We start from the raw sequence: 17,275 nt of genomic DNA, 5'->3' as shown, positions 1-17,275 counted from the left end.
TCTTACACCCTCCCTCTATGGAATAGTCTGCTGAACAGGTTAACGATCCCTCTGATGATACAGGGAATCAGTTTTGCACAGATCCAGACTACAAATATGGTCAGAAGCATACCCACCGCGAACAGGATACAGCCGATCCCCGTCAATACAAGACCCGTGGCCGGCCCGGTGAACATGTTAAAGATACCAACCGCAACTAGCGCCACACCCGCAATCAACAGCCCGATGGTTCCGGCCAGAAGAGCTACGAATAAGCCGATCGCCCCTCCGAAGAGTCCTACACATACTCCCAGGATACCGCCGCCTACGGGTATGATAATCGGTGATGCCAGCACGCAAAGTACGATGATCAGGATGATTTTGGCGGTATCTCTCGGCCGTTTGTCATATTCATATTGTTTTTCATTGGGATTCTCATGCCGGCTTACTTCTTTCTTTGTGTTAAACCGGATATCGCTGTAGCCGGTTTCGGTAAATTCTCCCGCTTCCCGGTCATTAAAATTCAGGCCGTTTTTGATGATCGCCGCCACTTTCTCAGGACTGTCCAGTTCCTCTACGACAGCGGATTCATTTTCCGGACCTGCGTCGTCAAAATAATCATTATAGTATTGCAGAGCCTCTGCTCTTTCACTGTCGGTTACATCCTGAAGCAGGAACTCTAATTCTTTCATAAATTCTGCTCTGTTCATCCTCTATATCCTCCCCGCGAACAACATTGATATTTTTGTGGAATAGGCTTTCCACTCTGTTTTATAAAGGTTTAACTGAACGGTTCCCTTTTCCGTTATCTTATAATATCTCCGGTTTCTTCCGCCGCACTCCATATCGTACACTTCCAGGCAGTCATCCTTTTGCAGCCTGCGCAGTACCGGATACAGCGTCGATTCGGAAACCTCGATAACCTGCCGCACATCCTGGGTGATCTTATAGCCGTAAGTCCCGTTCTGTTCCTTGGATACTACAGCTAAAACGATCGCGTCCAGAAGGGCTGCACCTGTGTTAAATACCATGCAATCCACTCCCTTACACTGTATTCCTCATATGATAATATAAACAGTTCAATATTATTCAACTTGCAATACTATTTTATAGTCAATACTATATACCATATAATATCATGTGTCAACTAGGTATTTTTAGATTTAATAGAATTGTAATATATCATATGAGGGCCGGAGCGGAAAGGAGCAAGGGGGGCCTCCGGGGCGGGGGAGAAAAGTAACGGGCGCAGAATCGCTTCGGCCGCGCCTAAGAACGGGTAACTCCGAAGAGGGCGAAACCTCCGATTAGCAGGACCCGGGGCAAACTCGCCAAAGTACGGCTCAGACAGTGCCCCGGGTCCTGCGAGGTTTCTCCCTCTTCTGCGTAACCCGTTCTAAGGCGCAGCCTCAAGCGATTCTGCGCCCGTTACTTTTCTCCCCCGCCCCGGAGGCAATGTCATCAACTTAAGGATTTGTTTTTTGAAATAGTATTCATTATCTCAGATTGTGCTAGAAAGCCATATACAACATGCATAATAACAATTCGTGCATGTTGTATAAAAATGGCTTTAAAACTTGTTATAAATGCCCATTGACTTTTTCATGGCACCTAAAAATCGATTTGGATATCTTTTTTATCCTTAATCTTTTTTGGAGGTGCTTTTATGGATTTTTATAACAATCTTAATGCTTTCATCTCGTCTGTAAGACAAAGATTCTCTTCTAAGGAGTTTTGTGAAACTTATCGTAATAGTGAGAATTCTTTCACTCGTAACAGAAAACTTTCTTTTCCTGCCATTTTTTCTTTCCTTCTTTCTTGCCCTAACCATACACTCGCGTCGGATCTGGATACCTTTATGACGCTGGCTTTTCCTCATAAAGCGGTGTCTGTTTCTAAACAAGCCTTTTCTGCTTCCCGAAGGCATATTTCCGATGCCGCCTTCCAGGAGATTTTCCGTTTCTCCCGCTCTTTAGCATCTATGAATAGTAACCCGAAGCTCTGGCATGGACATTGCGTCAAGGCAATTGACGGTACTACCTTTCGTCTGCCTAATACACCGGAAAACCGAAAAGAATTTCTTGCCCAGAAAAACCAGAACGCAGAATACGCGATGGCCAAAAGCTCTGTTCTCTTTGACCTTTCTCACGACATCATAGAGGATGCCATACTCTCTCATTGCCATGAATCTGAAAAAAATCAAGCACTGACGCTTCTTAACCATGATATTTCAACACCAGGTTCCAGAAAACGTTCTATCATTCTCTTTGACCGCGGCTATCCCTCCCGGGAACTCCTTCGTGAACTTTGGCACCATAACTACCTCTTTTTAATGCGCTGCTCTTCTTCTTTTTTAAAAAAGGTGAATGAGGCAGGTGAGGGAGACACAATAATCACCTATTTTTACAAAAAAGAACTCTTCCACTTGCGGGTCATCAAGTTTTTACTTCCTACAGGCGAGATGGAAGTTCTTATTACAAATATCATGGAGCCCTATAGTGTTGAGGAGTTTAAGGACCTATACCATTGGCGCTGGGGGATTGAGGGGAAATACCGTGAGCTGAAACAGCAGATCAAACTAGAAAATTTTTCTGGAAAAAAGCCGATCATGATCCGGCAGGATTTCTATGCATCTCTTTTTATGGCAAATCTGATAGCTGTTTTTAAATCCCAAAGTGATTGTTTAATCCTAAAGAGTACGCAGGGGAGAGGACTGAAATATGAATACCAGACAAACCGTAACTTTCTTACTGGTTTGCTTGTGGGGAATTACCAATTATTTATGAAAAAAGAAGACTGGATGCTTCTGAAAATCACACAGATCATAAACAAAGCGCAAAAAGAGCGTTCCCCCATCCGCCCAGGACGAAGTATCGAACGCTCTTTCCGAATGCCATCGAAAATATCTCTTTATCCAAGTAACCTTAGATGTACTATCTAAGGCTCTTATAGTCTATAAAGAAGCTTACTCCGATAGGCTTATTAAAGTATGCCATTTTTATTATCAAAAGTAAATAGGAATACTGTTTTGTGCAAAAAAGTCATTTGTCCACTTCAGTCGCATACCAGTAGACGTATTATGCAATTTTTAGAATCTTAAGTTGATGACATTGGCCCCGGAGGCCCCCCTTGCTCCTTTCCGCTCCTTCTTTGGTGATATTTGAGATTCTATTGGTTTATTCCTGTTCTTTAGAAGCTTTGCCGGATGGAAGCTCGACCAGGAAGGAGGCTCCTTTGCCGGGTTCGCTTTCGACTTGGATCGTTCCTTTGTGGAGCTGGATGATCTTTAGGGCCAGGGGCAGACCCAGGCCGTTGCCTTCTGTGTTTCTGGACCGGTCTACTTTGTAGAAGTTGCGGAAGATGCGGTCCTGATCCTCTTTCGCGATTCCCGGGCCTTCGTCTTTGACGCGGAATAGGATATGGGAGCCTCGCCGGTTCAGGGTGATCCAGAGGGTACCGCCGGCGGGGCTGAATTTTATGGCGTTTATGAGCAGGTTGTACCAGACATTGTAGAGCAGTTCTTCGTCACAGGAATAAGAGATTTCATCTAGTTCAAGTTCCAGGGTCAGGTCTTTTACTTCCCATTTGTTCTGCAGGCGGATGAGGATATCGCGGATCTGTTCGTCCAACCGGATCGTCTGGAATTGTTTTTGGATTACTAGATGGTTCAGTTCTGAGAGTCTTAACAGGTTCGTCGCCAGATTCGAAAGCCTGTCGCTTTCTTCGATGAGTATGTCCAGATATTCGGTTCGCTTTTCTTGGCTTAGTTCTTGCTCTTTTAGGGCCTTTGCGTATCCTTTCATGGATGCGATGGGGGTTTTGAACTCGTGGGAGACGGAGGAGACGAATTCTTTGTGCAGGTATTCGTTAGACCGAAGTTCTTCCGCCATGATGTTAAAATTATGGGAAAGCTCGGACATCTCGTCGTTCCCTTTCTCCGGAAGGAGGATGTCAAAGTTGCCTCCGGCAATCTCCGTCACTCCTTGATTGACTTTTTTTATTCTTTTTACCGCCAGATGGACTACCAGCCAGACCAGCATCAGCCCTAAGAGCATGGTGACCAGGATGAATAGTTTCTGATACCGGTCAAATTGGCTGGCAAAGTTTCGCATCATGTGGGGGGAAATCACTACGAACTGATTCCCGATTTTACCGATAGAGCATGGGAGCCTCCTGGCCTGGCCGGGCGAAAGGTTCATTGGTTCGCCTTTATCCAGCTCTAAGGCTTCATTCTCGTTTATTAAGCCCTCTTTCACCAGTTCCCGGACGTCCGAACAGACCCTTACCTCGATGGAAGGGTCTGCGAAATACTCGGCTGCCTCGTTGGGAAGTATTCCCAGTTCCTTGTATATTTTATCAAAATCCAGAAGTTTCCCTCTTAACTGCTCCTCCATGAATCCCTCTACCCTGGGCCGTTCGACCCGGTTCAGGATACCGGAGGATATCAGGTTGGTCAATGCAAAGGACAGGAAAACGATGACCGTCAGCTTAAAGCTTATGGAATTGTAGAATTTAATATGTTTATTCATAATTTCTTACCAGTTTATAGCCCAGTCCCCTTACCGTACTGATTTTGATGTCCTCGTTGTCTACCAGTTTATCACGGATACGGTTGATATGCACATCTACCGTCCGGTCAACGCTGTTGGCGTCCCTTCCCCACACGTGGTCCATGATCTGCTGACGTGTGAAGATCTTGTTGGGATTGGACATGAACAGGAAAAGGATCTCGAATTCCTTTCTCGCCAGCTCGATGGGCTGGCCTTTGATAAAGAATCCATAGTTATTGTAGTCCAGTACCGTATCGTGGTATTCGATCCGCTGTTCTCTGGCATATTTGGCGCGCCGCAGCAGCGCCCGGACCCTCAGTACCATTTCGTCCATGTCGATGGGCTTTACCATATAGTCGTCGGCCCCGGCCAGGAAGCCCATCTTTTTGTCCTCAAACATCTCTTTGGCCGTTATAATCAACACCGGGATATCCCGGTCTATCTTGCGCACTTCCGTAATCAATTCGATTCCATTGATCCAGGGCATCATCAGATCCGTTATCAGAAGATCCACCTGCAGGTTCTCCAGGCACTGAAGCGCCTGCCGGCCGTCGTTTGCTTCCAGAATCCGAAAACCTTCCCGGTTTAAGTACTCAAGCATAAGTCCGCGGATGTGCGCATCGTCTTCCGCAATACAGATCGTATTCATTCCCATCGTCCTCTCTCATCTATTCATAGCGCAGCGCTTCGATCGGGTCCAGCTTCGCCGCTTTGTTCGCCGGATAGAATCCGAAGAACACGCCGATCACCATGGAAAACAGCACCGATACAACGATACTGAGCACAGATGCTTTGGCCGCATAGCCCAGTAACTTCGCTGCGACCGAACCCAGTCCCACTCCCAGTATAATACCAATCATCCCGCCGATCAAACAAATAATAACCGCCTCCACGATAAATTGCAGCTGGATGGAACCGTTGGTAGCGCCTAACGCCTTACGGGTCCCGATCTCCCGGGTCCGCTCCGTGATGGATACCAGCATGATGTTCATCACGCCGATTCCTCCCACCAGCAGAGAGATTCCGGCGATTACCGCGATAGCCAGGGATACCGTAGAGAGCATATCCGTCATGGAAGATACCATGCTCTCCATGCTATAGGCGGATACCTGGAAGTCTTCGTTTTTCCGGTATCTGCTGTCGAAGAAATACTGGACCTGGTTCAAAAACTGGGTAGCGTCCGTGCCCACGCTGGTAACCAATGTTAACTGCTGATAACCGTCACTGGAGTGGTTCTGGCTTTTTGCCGTCTCCAGCGGGATATAGAGTGTCGTAGTGATATCCTCCTCGGAGGATGAGGAAAAGCCGAAGCTGGATTCCGTGTATTCATATACGCCGACGATCGTATAGGTATAATAGCGGCTTCCCAGGTTGACATCAATGGTACTGCCAAGGGCCGCCTGATTATTTCCATCGAACATATTGTTGACCAGTTTATTCGATACGATGGCTACCGATTTACCTTTCTCGTGGTCCACATCCAGAAACATTCTTCCGCTCAACAGGGTCAGCTCGTCAGTTTTAAAATAGCCGTCATTGACCCCGGTTATACTGACATTGGCATATTTTTCCCCGTCTTTGGCAGTTCCGCTTCCGACGCTCTCCGTGAGGGAAACTGCTTCTATTTCCGCAGAATATTCCGCCCGCAGTTCTTCCAGCATCTCGTCGGTGATCAGGTCTTCATCCGCCGGTTCCTTTTGCCGTCCGGGTCCGCGGAACTCCATCCCGCTCTCAGATACTTCGGTTTCTTCACTTTTTTGCTGTAATCCTACCGTAATGTTATTGGCGCCCATAGACTGCATGGATTCGGTAATCGACGTCGTCAGGGAATTTCCCACCGTCACAATCGCGATAACCGAGGCGATCCCGATGATGATGCCCAGCATGGTCAGAAAGGCGCGCATCTTATTCGTCACAAGCCCCATCACCGCGAGTTTTAGATTTTCAAGCACCAGCATAGGACAGACTCCCCTTTCTTTCCCCGGTGATCAGACCGTCCTTGATCGTCAGAATCCGCTCTGTCTCTTCTGCCAGCTCATTGGAATGAGTGATCAGTATGACGGTTTTGTTCTGCTCCTGATGCAGACGGTGAAAAATATCCATGATCAGCCGGCCCGTTTTGGAGTCCAGCGCTCCGGTAGGCTCATCGGCCAGCAGGATCGCCGGATCATTGGCCATGGCTCTGGCAATGGCTACGCGCTGCTTCTGCCCGCCGGAGAGTTCATCGGACTTGTGGTTCATCCGATCACCCATTCCGACCAGTTCCAACAACTCTTTCGCTCTTTTGCTCCGGTCCGTTCTCCCTTTGCGCCCATAGAGCATAGGGAGTTCCACATTTTGCAGCGCATTGGTTCTGGCCACCAGATTATAAGTCTGGAAGATAAACCCGATCTTCTGGTTGCGGATTCTGGACAGTTCCTTGTCTTTCGCCTTACAGATATCGATACCGTCCAGGTGATATTCTCCCTTGGTGGGACGGTCCAGTGCGCCGATGATATTCATCAGAGTCGATTTTCCGGAACCCGACGCGCCGACAATGGATACGAATTCCCCCCGCTTTATCTTCAGATTGACTCCATGCAGAATCTCCAGCTCATTAGGTTTCCCCACATAGAACCGTTTAATTATATTTTGTAAATCCAACATGATTTCCTGTTCCATGGCGACCTCCTATCGGCCCATCGGCATTCCGCCGCCACCGCCGCCCATCATGCCGCCGCCCATATCGGGCATGGAAAAGCTGCTGTTGGTACCGGTTGTTGTGGAATAAGTCGGGGTAATCACCTGCATTCCTTCGGTGAGCTCATCACTTTGCACTTCGATGTAGTAGTCGGTCTCCAGACCGGTGGTAACGACGATTTCCCTCTGGTTCTGCTGCACTGACTGGTCCGCAGCGGGAGCCTTCTGTTTCCCCGTTGTTTCTCCTGTCTGAGTTTCTCCGGCTTGTGCTCCTTCCGGCTCTACGCCATCCGGTATCCCCTCATCCTGGCCTTTGCCGCCGTCCAGCACATAAATCACGCTGTCGCCGTTTGCATTCTGCTGCACCGCATCGTAAGGTACCGCCAGCACATTTTCCACCGATTCCAGCACAATACTGAGTTTCGCAGTCATACCGATCCTGAGTTCCTCGGCAGGGGTCAGAATCGAAACTTTGATTTCGTAGGAGGCATCCGTACTGGTGGTCATGCCGCCGCTGGCGCCGGATGAACTGCTGCTGACCGGTACCGGGGATACGAAAGTCACTTCCCCTACCAGCTCCTCATCGCCGGTGGCATCTGTTTTTATATACACCTTCATACCCTGGCTGATTTTGCTGATATCATATTCATCAATATTGGCAGTTACCACAAAGCCTGTGCAATCCTCGATTTTGACCAGGGTCCCGCTTGTATAGGTATCGCCGGCCTCTACATTTACTTCTGTGACCGTTCCTGCCCATGGCGCCGTCACCGTACATTTCTCCAGATTCTCCTCATAGGTCTGAACGGAATCTTCCTGTTTGGTCAGGTTTGTCGCGTTATTTAACTTCTGATTCGTAACGGAATCTTCCTGTTTCTCCACACTGCTCACATTGCTTTCATAACTTTTCGCCCGGTCCGTGACAGCCGAATCATAGTTGTTCTGAGCGGTCGTTACAGCATTATCCGCGGACTCGCTGGCGTCCTTTGCCGACTGTTCCGCTGCGGAAGCTTCCTCATAGGCCTTAGTCAGCGCCTCGATTTCCTCCTGCACTGCCTGAGCGGCAGTTGCCTCATCCAAAGCCGTTTTCTTCGCATTTTTATCGTCCACAGCCGCCTGATACCGGGCCGCCGCATCCGCCGCTTTTGACTGCGCCGCATCCAGATTCTGCTCCGCGTTCTCTACCTTCTGATCATCACTCTGGGTCTGATATTCCACATTCGTCTTGGTGCTTTCCAGATCCCTTTGCGCGGATTTCAGGCTCAGGCTGTTCTGCGCCTGGGCCACTGACAATTCATCCCTGGCCTGCTGCAAAGAATCTTCCAGATCCGTGCTGTCGAACTCCAGCAGCACATCCCCCTCCTGCACCTGATCGCCTACCGCAACGTTAACCGTCTTCACTTCATAATTCTGGAGTGTCGAACTGATCTCCTTTTGTTCCTGGCTCTTGATCGTCCCCGTAGCGCTCAGCGTATTCATCAGATCCCGTCTTTCCACGGCCGCTGTCTGCTGCGGCAGATCCACAGGCATGGTGGTTTTGCTCCCCATTGCGCTCACTACCTGAACAATCACCACGCCTACTACCACAATCAATACCAAAGAGATTTCCAACTTCCTATGACGTTTTATAAAATTCCAAACCTTACCCTGTTTATTTCTCACCGTAATCCTCCGTTCTGCTAAGATCTTTCAGTAAATTATCACGCCTGTTTAAACTCAATATAAACTTTATATGTAAATTCAATGAAATTAGATGTTGGCGGAATTTTGACTAAGGTCCGGGAAGAACCCTGGGGCGCGGGCGGGGTGCTCCTTCAAACAGTGCAGACAGAAGACGACCATGCAAGAGTAGAATGCTCAAGCATGGTCGTTTCGTTTGCTATTTTCAGTTATTCTTGTTGCCATTCACTCTTCACATGTATACTCCACACCATTCGGACACAACTCCGCAATGAGTTCCTCTAAATTACTCATGGTATTATAATGCTTTGTATCATATGTTTTACCATCGCTGGCAGTTACTCGAAAAATTCGAGTAACTGAATTCTCATCCAATTCGCCTGTTTTAAAAGCTTTCTGCAAATGGTACGTGACTGTATGAGATTCTACATTGTAAAGCAATCCCATCATTTTTTGGCTTAACCATACATTTTCATCTGCATAAACAGCATTCACATCGCTTTGTCCTGTGGCAGTTAAAAAAGTAAGATACTCTGCGGCCGAAGAACGCACAATAGAAATCTCGTTTTTCTTTTTCATATACCCACCTCGATTTCTTCGATAATGTTATGAATGTCTTTACACAGTTCATCCACACACACTTGTTCATTCTTAGTATCAGCCATTATCTTTTCCTCCGTTGGCCATTTGTATTTTTCTCCGTTAGGCAGTGTAAACACTCAGCCCTCCCCGGCCGGTTGAAGCACACAAGCCATCCGGTACAATACTCTAAGGGCTTTCATCAGCACCTGTTCGTCAAAATCAAATTCCGGACTGTGATGCCCGGCTTCCAGCGCCGCGCCGAACAACAGATAGGAGGCCTCTCCGCCATGTTCCCGGACCATGCGCATCAGCCAGGTGGCATCCTCGCTGGCCGGGAAATGCCTGTGGAGCGTGATTTCACGGTAAATGCCAAGTTTTTCCGCCTCCCGGGCGATCAGACGGCAGAGCCGGGTGTCACTTGGTTCGCTGGCCGTCCTGCCCACCACCCGAAGCTCTGATCCGGCCTGATAGTGAGCTGCGCACTGAGGGATTAGCTTCTGTACCTCGTTCATGACGTAGGCATCCAGTTTCTCCGTCTCCCCACGGGTTTCGCCCTGCAGGTACGCTTTAGCAGCAATGGCATTCCGGGCTTCTCCTGCCGTAAAGCAGCCTACATTTACCCGGATGGTCCCCTCGGGACTGGGCGGAATGTCCTGAAACCGAAGGGTTGCCTCGGCTGCCGCCAGCAACGCATTCCTGGTCTTGTTTGGGGTGGTTCCCGCGTGGGCGGACTCTCCGGTGAAAGTGACATCAAATTTCGTCGTAACCAGGAACTGATCCACGCCGCATACCAGCTCATCGGGCTTGGCGAAACCGATATGAAAAGCGAACAGATAATCGGGAATGGAATACTTCCAGGAATCCGTTATGGATTTTCCCCCTTTTGCCCCCTCTTCCGCCGGTTGGAAAATGAACATGAACCGGCCGCGGAATTTGTCCAAGTTATTTTTAATTTTTTCCGCCAGTACGATACCCACGGCGCTGTGCCCGTCGTGGCCGCAAGCGTGCATCTTCTGTTCCCATAACGAGCGGAACTTCTGCCGGCACGGCAGATGGCCGCCGCCTTCTGTCTCTTCGATCGGCAGTGCATCCATGTCAAAACGGAAAGCCGTCAGAGGGCCAGGCCTGTGAGTGTCTATCACCCCGATTACCCCGGTGGCATTTCCCATTCGCTGCAGGTAGGGCTTCCATTCCGGCATCTCTTCCAGGACTTTGTCTCTGTGGCTGTTTCGGGCTTTCTCCCCGATGGGCGAGATCATTTTATCAGGATCTATGATCTCTTCCCCTGCCTGCACTTCATAGCCCAGTTCCTCCAGCCTGCCGGCCAGAACCGCGCTGGTCCTGTATTCCAGCCAGGCGGTTTCCGGATGGCGGTGAAAATCCCGCCGGTAATGAAGCAGTTGTTGTTCGTAGGTGTGTTCCAATTTTATTTACCTCCTCTGTGGTCTGCTATTATCTGCTTCCCGCCGGTCCGCTACAGTTGAATAAACAGCGATGCAAAAAATGCGGCAAACAACAGTAAACAACACAAAATAAAGCAGATCATTCCCGGGTTCAGCACCACTGTCCGAAATCCCGTCCCCCGTTGAACCGGCTCAAGTCCCGGAGTAAAACGGACCCGCCGCCAGCGGATACAGATAAACACGATGCCGGTAACCACCATACCAAATATAACCACCAGCAGCAAAACCGTAATCTTAAGCATCAGGAACGGGTTCTTTATCATCATCACATACATGGCAAGGCTCCCAAACAGGTTCAAAATCATATGAAGCCCGATAGAATAGCGCACCGTATTGGTTTTCAATGTTATATACGCAAATATCATCCCCACCGCCGTCGCGTACAAAAATTGCAGCGGATTACCGTGAAACAGGCCAAAAGCGAGAGCGCTGATCAAAATCGCCGTCTTATCGCCAAATCTTCTCAACCGGTCCAGCAGCAGCCACCGAAAGAGCAATTCCTCCACAGCAGGTGAAAAAATCACAACCGCCAAAAACATAGGAACCCCGGCGCCCTGGCTCATCAGTTCAAACAGCGGGTTAATATCCGAAGGATTCCCGCCCTTCAAAACCAGCAGAAGGATCAGCGGAATCAGCAGAATTATCCCAAACAGATTACAGATATAACCCGCCGCCTCCGTAACCGGAACCAAAAATAAAAACTCCCCGGGCCGAAGCTTTCTGACCTCTCCCTTTCCCACAACCGGAATCTTCCTGGTAAGCGCCCACATCACCGGCAGCGCCATCCCCCACATAACGATTTCCAGGCTCCCATAAGTCATCCAATCTCCCTGCCAGCTTACCGGCAGCAGCCAATATCCCAATTTTAGCAGCAGAACCTGTCCACCCTGTGCCACGATCATGACCAGCAGAAGAATAAATCCCAGCCTGCTGAACGTCTTTCTTGCGTCCATCTACTTTCCTCCTATGCTATCTACCCATAGCCATCCCACGCTGCCCAATCCGGTATTTCATCCGGTTTATCCAAACTTTAGCAGCTATATCCAAACTTCGGCTATCTTACGTTCCGCCCTTAGCGCTGTCCCAAATATTGCTCCATAGTAATATAATTCCAAAATTCCGGAGTCCTGTTTTCAATATCCTCCGACGCCAAACCCCGGTATCTTATAATTCCGGCCATTAACCGTTCCCCGGCCTCTCTGATATCCCGCTGATCCACGTTCCTGTCACCAATATCATAATTCCAGTCACAGGACAGATAACCGGTATACATTTCCATCTCCACATGAAAACAGCCGATCTTCTCCCCCTTCACCACCAGCGGCAATTCAAAAAGACGCAGATCCATATCCAGATCCAAATTCTCCGCCGAAGCCTGAATCCTTTCAACCCTGCTCCGGCATTCATCCGCCCACTTTTCCACCCGCGCTCTCGTATGTTTCCCTTCGATCTCAGGCGCAGGAGGCAATCGTTCCGGAAAATACCGGCACAGAATATTATATTTCATACACTCCCTGCGCCTGTCCTCAAGCTCCCGCTCCTCCGCTCCCAATTCAGACTTCAGGTAAGCGCAAACCTCCTCCATACTCCTCTTCCCCGGCACAATCCGGTCTATAATCTCCTGAAGCATACGCTCCTGTTCCTGCTCCTTCTTATCCCCATTCTTTCTGCTCTTCACTTTCCCGGCCACAAAAACTGACGTAGGCCCATCCGCCCCGCCAATAACGCTAATACTCCGCGCCCCTTTTTCCCCCGCCCGTTTCTTCACTATCTTCCTCATCCGAAACATACCATACCTGCTCCTATTCCTGCTCCTACCATTTATAACGAAAACTGCTGTCTACCATAATATAAAACATCCAACCTCAATCGACATATACCACTCTAAAAAATCGCTTTAGAAAATTCATACTTATTATAACAATTGTCCCCTCTCATGGAAAGAGCAAACCCAAAGAACTACAGAACTTTCCGGCGAACCTCCCTGTCCCCCCCTAATTCAAATCCATACTTAAAGTCTAAACCATACAAATATTATGAATTCATGCAAATGCTCTAAGTCTTACAAATAGAATTCATACAAATGCTCTAAATCCATACAAACAGAATTCATACAAATCCTTTATATCCATCCAAATACTCCAAATCCATACACTAGTTCCCGCATCACCAAAGTAGGGAATCGGCTGAACAGAAGCCGGAAGCGGCAGCGGGGCAGAGGAACCAAAAGGCTGGACTGCAAAATGCTTGAGGGGCAACATTAGAATATCTTGTGGAGAAGGGACAGGAACCTTGCAGGTCCGGGACACTGTCTGAGCCGGATGGCGAGTTGTGTCCCGGACCTGCGAATAAAAGGTTCCTGTCCCTTCGTAACTAGATATTCTTATGTTGACCCGATGCATTTTGCAGCCCAGCCTTTTGGTTCCTCCGCCCCGCTGCCGCTTCCGGCTTCTGTTCAGCCGATTCCCGGCCCTCAGCCGATTCAGGAAAACATAGGCGTAGACAAATACCTGTCCCCGGTATCCGGCAGCAGAACCACAATAATCTTCCCTGCGTTCTCCGGCCGCTTCGCAAGCTCAGCCGCAGCCCATACAGCCGCTCCGGAAGAAATCCCGACCAGAACGCCCTCGCTCCTTGCGATTTCCCGGCCCGCTTCAAAAGCCGCCTCATTCTCCACCGTGATAATTTCATCATAAATATGGGTATTCAATGTCTTAGGCACAAATCCTGCGCCGATTCCCTGGATCTTATGAGGACCCGCCACGCCTTTGGACAGGACCGGGGAGTCTGAAGGTTCCACAGCGACCACCTTCACATTCGGGTTTTTGGATTTCAGGTAGCCTCCTGCTCCTGAGATGGTTCCGCCGGTTCCGATTCCGGCTACAAAGATATCCACCTTTCCTTCCGTGTCCTCCCAGATCTCCACGCCTGTGGTAGCCGCATGGATCGCGGGATTGGCCGGGTTCTCAAACTGCCCCGGGATATAGCTTCCGGGTGTCTCCTCCGACAATTCCTGCGCCTTTTTGATCGCGCCGTTCATCCCTTCCGCTCCGGGTGTCAGGACGATGGTTGCGCCATAGGCCTTCAGCAGATTCCGGCGTTCCACGCTCATGGTATCCGGCATGGTCAGAATCAACTGATATCCTCTGGACGCCGCGATGGCGGCCAGGCCGATCCCGGTATTGCCGCTGGTCGGCTCAATGATGACAGCTCCCGGTTTTAACTTTCCTTTTGCCTCCGCGTCATCGATCATGGCTTTGGCGATCCGGTCCTTGGCGCTTCCCGCCGGATTGAAGTATTCCAGTTTTGCTACTAATCTGGCATTCAGGCCGTGCTTTTTTTCATAATTTGTAAGCTCCAGAAGCGGAGTCTTTCCGATTAAATCTGATACACTGTTCGCTATTTTCATTATTTTCCTCCAATCGCGCATGTGCTACGCAATAAACTCTATCATTCTGCGTTTGTTTTCCCGTACATATACGTATCGGGCAGCTTCTTCATCTTTCCTGGATCAGGCTCTCAAACGCCTGATCCAGATCATCGATGATATCATCTATATGTTCTGTACCGATGGACAGCCGGATGGTATTTTCCCTGATTCCCGAATCCGCCAGTTCTTCTTGTGTCATCTGGGAATGCGTCGTGCTGGCCGGATGGATCACCAGGCTTTTCACGTCTGCCACATTCGCCAGCAGGGAAAAGATCTTCAGGTGGTCGATAAACTGCTTCGCCTCCTTCGCCCCGCCCCGGATCTCAAAGGTGAAGATGGAACCTGCTCCCCGTGGGAAGTACCGTTCATAGAGCTCCCTATATCCGCTATCCGGCAGCGACGGATGGTTCACCCTCTCCACAAGGGGATGCTGCGTCAGATACTCCACCACTTTTAAGGCATTTTCTACGTGGCGCTCTACCCGTAAGGACAGAGTTTCCAGTCCCTGCAGGAATAGAAAAGCATTTAACGGCGCCAGCGCAGCTCCCGTATCTCTTAGCAGGGTCACCCGCGCTTTCGTGATATAAGCAGCCGCCCCGGCCGCATCCGTAAATACCACGCCGTGATAACTGGGATTCGGCTTCGAGAGACCGGGGAATTTATCGTTAGATGCCCACGGGAACGTCCCCCCGTCTATGATTACACCGCCCACGCTGGTGCCGTGACCGCCGATGAACTTAGTAGCGGAGTGTACCACCACATCCGCGCCGTGTTCAATGGGCCGGAATAGGTAAGGGGTGGCAAAGGTATTATCCACGATCAGCGGAATCCCGTGCCTGTGGGCCAGCGCCGCGATCCCTTCCACATCCAGCACGTCGGAATTGGGATTGCCTAACGTCTCGATAAAGACTGCTTTTGTCTCCGGACGGATCTCCTTCTCTATATTTTCCAGCCGCGAGGCGTCTGTGAAAGTCGTTGTAATCCCGCAATCCGTCAGTGTGTTGGCGAACAGATTATAGGTGCCTCCATACACTGTCTTGGAGGATACAATGTGATCTCCCGCCCGGGCGATATTCTGAATCGCGTAGGTGATCGCCGCCGCGCCGGACGCTGTAGCCAGGGCTCCCACGCCTCCTTCCAGCGCTGTCATCCGCTGTTCAAAAACATCTGAAGTGGGATTCATGATTCTGGTATAGATGTTTCCGCCTTCCGAGAGGCCAAACCGTGCCTCCGCCTGCGCGCTGTCCCTGAATACATAGGAAGATGTCTGGTAGATCGGGACACACCTGGCGTCCGTGGCCGAATCCGGCGCTTCCTGTCCCGCATGCAGCTGTAATGTCTCGAATTTTAATTTTTTCTCCATAATCCCACTCCTCTTTTTCTTTCCCCTATTTCCTATAGGATTAGTATGAAATTAATATAAGAGATTTTTTTCCATTTGTCAATACTAAATTACATAATTACTGGAAATTTTTTTGCGCTGTTGTTCCGCCAGGTCTTCTAACGTAAACCGGTCTACATATTCTGTAATGCAGCGATAAAATCCTTCCCAGAACGCAATCGTAGAACACTCCTCATATCTGCCGCATTGATTTGGCTCGTCCTCCAGGCAGGACACCGGAGCGAGGCTGCCCTCGGTAATCCGCAAAATATCCCCCACCGTATATTCCTCCGGTTTTTTCGCCAGCTTATATCCCCCCTGGGGCCCTCGTACACTTTTCAGATAGCCCACCTTGGACAGCATGGTAACGATCTGTTCCAGATATTTGACAGAAACCTCCTGCCTGGCGGAGATATCTTTCAGAGCGATGTACTCTCCGGTATTGTGCAGCGCCAGATCCAGCATCATCCGAAGCGCGTATCTTCCTTTGGTAGAAACTTTCATAATCTCATATAACCTCCCATGGATTCTTTTCCCCGGCCGCGCACAGGCAGCAGCTCTTCAGGGAGCTGTACACCATTTCCCTGACCGCTCCCTCTGTATACCAGGCCATATGCGGCGTAACGATAACGTTGGGAAAGCTTTTTAATACCGCCAGATCCCGGTTGACGATCACATCCGATTTGCGGTCCCCATAGTACAAGCCGAATTCGTTTTCTACCACGTCCAGGGCCGCCCCTCCCAGCTTTTGGCTTTCCAGAGCCCTGATCATCGCCCCGGTGTCGATCAGGCTTCCCCGGGCGGTGTTGACAAGAACCGCTCCGGTCTTCATCTTGCCGATCGTGTCCTCATTCATGATGTGATAGGTACCGTCCCCGCCCGGCATATGCAGGGTAATGATATCACTCTGCTCCAGAAGCTGCTCGAAACTGCAGTAGTCCGCATATTTTTCCGCTTCCCCATTGGGATTCAGATCGTACGCCAGCAGACGGCTGCCAAATCCGGACAAGTTCTTAAGCACCGTACGTCCGATCCGGCCCGTACCGACGACACCGATCGTATAATCCGGCATCTCTCCTCCCTGTATCCCGGGCAGGGTGAAGTCCTGGACTGCCGCCCGGTTCATGATCTGTTTCATTCTGCGGATCATCATTAAGATAAGCAGAACCGTATAGTCCGCCACACTGCTGGGCGGATAGGTTGCATTGCTCACACGGATTCCCAGTTCTTTTGCTTTCCCCAGATCTATGTGGTCGTATCCGATCGTTCTGGTGGAAATCATTTTGATCCCCATCGCATGGAACTTCTCCAGCAGCGCGGCATCAACCTTTGTCGTAATGATGCTGATATATTCATAACCCTCTGCCAGATGCGCCGTCTCAAGTGTGGGCGGCTTTGGGGTAGTTTCTATCTCAATTCCCAGCTGTCTGCTGTAATTCTGAAAATGGACCGCTTCATCAAATTCCCGGTAGCTATAGACAAATATTTTCATTGTCACGCCTCCCTTTTCATTTTTCTAAATTAAATTTTT

Annotated in this window: 16 protein-coding genes; 1 reads left to right on the top strand and 15 read right to left on the bottom strand. The window is 49.6% G+C overall.

Translation table 11 applies throughout. The annotated features are described in order from the left end of the window. Positions 1-2: 2 nt before the first annotated feature. Together KTH89_RS15460 and KTH89_RS15455 are read right to left on the bottom strand one after the other, a co-directional pair. Complete coding sequence (locus tag KTH89_RS15460) at positions 3-689, bottom strand: DUF1700 domain-containing protein (RefSeq protein WP_158342599.1); 687 nt, start codon at positions 687-689, stop codon at positions 3-5. A 3-nt stretch (positions 690-692) separates the two neighbouring features. Beyond that, a complete protein-coding gene (locus KTH89_RS15455; protein WP_158342600.1) occupies positions 693-1,010 on the bottom strand; it encodes a PadR family transcriptional regulator in 318 nt (105 codons plus the stop codon). A 635-nt stretch (positions 1,011-1,645) separates the two neighbouring features. Here KTH89_RS15455 and KTH89_RS15450 point away from each other — a divergent pair. Further along, positions 1,646-2,920, top strand: coding sequence for an IS4 family transposase (locus tag KTH89_RS15450; RefSeq protein WP_238722284.1), 1,275 nt, complete (start codon positions 1,646-1,648; stop codon positions 2,918-2,920). 235 nt (positions 2,921-3,155) lie between these two features. Here KTH89_RS15450 and KTH89_RS15445 read toward each other — a convergent pair whose 3' ends face one another. The 13 genes from KTH89_RS15445 to KTH89_RS15385 form a co-directional block, all read right to left on the bottom strand. Next, the gene (locus KTH89_RS15445) at positions 3,156-4,508 is read right to left on the bottom strand and encodes a HAMP domain-containing sensor histidine kinase (RefSeq protein ID WP_238722283.1); all 1,353 of its coding nucleotides are present in this window, start codon (positions 4,506-4,508) and stop codon (positions 3,156-3,158) included. Next, positions 4,501-5,178 carry a response regulator transcription factor gene (locus KTH89_RS15440; RefSeq protein WP_238722282.1) on the bottom strand — a complete coding sequence of 226 codons (678 nt, stop codon included), beginning with the start codon at positions 5,176-5,178 and terminating at the stop codon, positions 4,501-4,503. Before KTH89_RS15440 ends, KTH89_RS15445 begins: the two co-directional genes overlap by 8 nt. Before the next feature lie 19 nt (positions 5,179-5,197). Continuing rightward, a complete protein-coding gene (locus KTH89_RS15435; RefSeq protein ID WP_238722281.1) occupies positions 5,198-6,487 on the bottom strand; it encodes an ABC transporter permease in 1,290 nt (429 codons plus the stop codon). After that, positions 6,474-7,190 (bottom strand): ABC transporter ATP-binding protein, encoded by a 717-nt coding sequence (locus KTH89_RS15430; RefSeq protein WP_275061707.1) that lies wholly within the window; start codon positions 7,188-7,190, stop codon positions 6,474-6,476. The genes KTH89_RS15435 and KTH89_RS15430 overlap by 14 nt, the downstream gene beginning before the upstream one ends. 9 nt (positions 7,191-7,199) lie before the next feature. Then, positions 7,200-8,870: an efflux RND transporter periplasmic adaptor subunit gene (locus KTH89_RS15425; RefSeq protein WP_238722280.1), complete on the bottom strand. Its 1,671-nt coding sequence runs from the start codon at positions 8,868-8,870 to the stop codon at positions 7,200-7,202. Between the two features lie 243 nt (positions 8,871-9,113). After that, entirely contained in the window at positions 9,114-9,467 is a 354-nt protein-coding gene (locus tag KTH89_RS15420) for a hypothetical protein (protein ID WP_238722279.1), read from the bottom strand. Between the two features lie 140 nt (positions 9,468-9,607). Next, positions 9,608-10,894 (bottom strand): amidohydrolase, encoded by a 1,287-nt coding sequence (locus KTH89_RS15415; protein WP_238722278.1) that lies wholly within the window; start codon positions 10,892-10,894, stop codon positions 9,608-9,610. A 50-nt stretch (positions 10,895-10,944) separates the two neighbouring features. Beyond that, positions 10,945-11,886, bottom strand: a complete 942-nt coding sequence (locus KTH89_RS15410; protein WP_158342607.1) for a CPBP family intramembrane glutamic endopeptidase — start codon at positions 11,884-11,886, stop codon at positions 10,945-10,947. A gap of 119 nt (positions 11,887-12,005) precedes the next feature. After that, positions 12,006-12,722, bottom strand: a complete 717-nt coding sequence (locus tag KTH89_RS15405) for a sodium ion-translocating decarboxylase subunit beta (RefSeq protein ID WP_238722277.1) — start codon at positions 12,720-12,722, stop codon at positions 12,006-12,008. Between the two features lie 693 nt (positions 12,723-13,415). After that, positions 13,416-14,342 carry a cysteine synthase A gene (cysK, locus tag KTH89_RS15400; protein ID WP_238722276.1) on the bottom strand — a complete coding sequence of 309 codons (927 nt, stop codon included), beginning with the start codon at positions 14,340-14,342 and terminating at the stop codon, positions 13,416-13,418. Positions 14,343-14,430: 88 nt separating this feature from the next. Beyond that, complete coding sequence (locus KTH89_RS15395) at positions 14,431-15,726, bottom strand: O-acetylhomoserine aminocarboxypropyltransferase/cysteine synthase family protein (protein ID WP_238722275.1); 1,296 nt, start codon at positions 15,724-15,726, stop codon at positions 14,431-14,433. A gap of 84 nt (positions 15,727-15,810) precedes the next feature. Then, entirely contained in the window at positions 15,811-16,248 is a 438-nt protein-coding gene (locus KTH89_RS15390) for an RrF2 family transcriptional regulator (protein ID WP_158342610.1), read from the bottom strand. Positions 16,249-16,252: 4 nt separating this feature from the next. After that, positions 16,253-17,236 (bottom strand): D-isomer specific 2-hydroxyacid dehydrogenase family protein, encoded by a 984-nt coding sequence (locus KTH89_RS15385; protein WP_238722274.1) that lies wholly within the window; start codon positions 17,234-17,236, stop codon positions 16,253-16,255. Between the last annotated feature and the right edge of the window lie 39 nt (positions 17,237-17,275).

This window comes from Diplocloster agilis (assembly GCF_019042275.1).
Lineage (GTDB): Bacteria > Bacillota > Clostridia > Lachnospirales > Lachnospiraceae > Diplocloster > Diplocloster agilis.
This window is presented reverse-complemented; position numbering and strand designations above follow the sequence as displayed.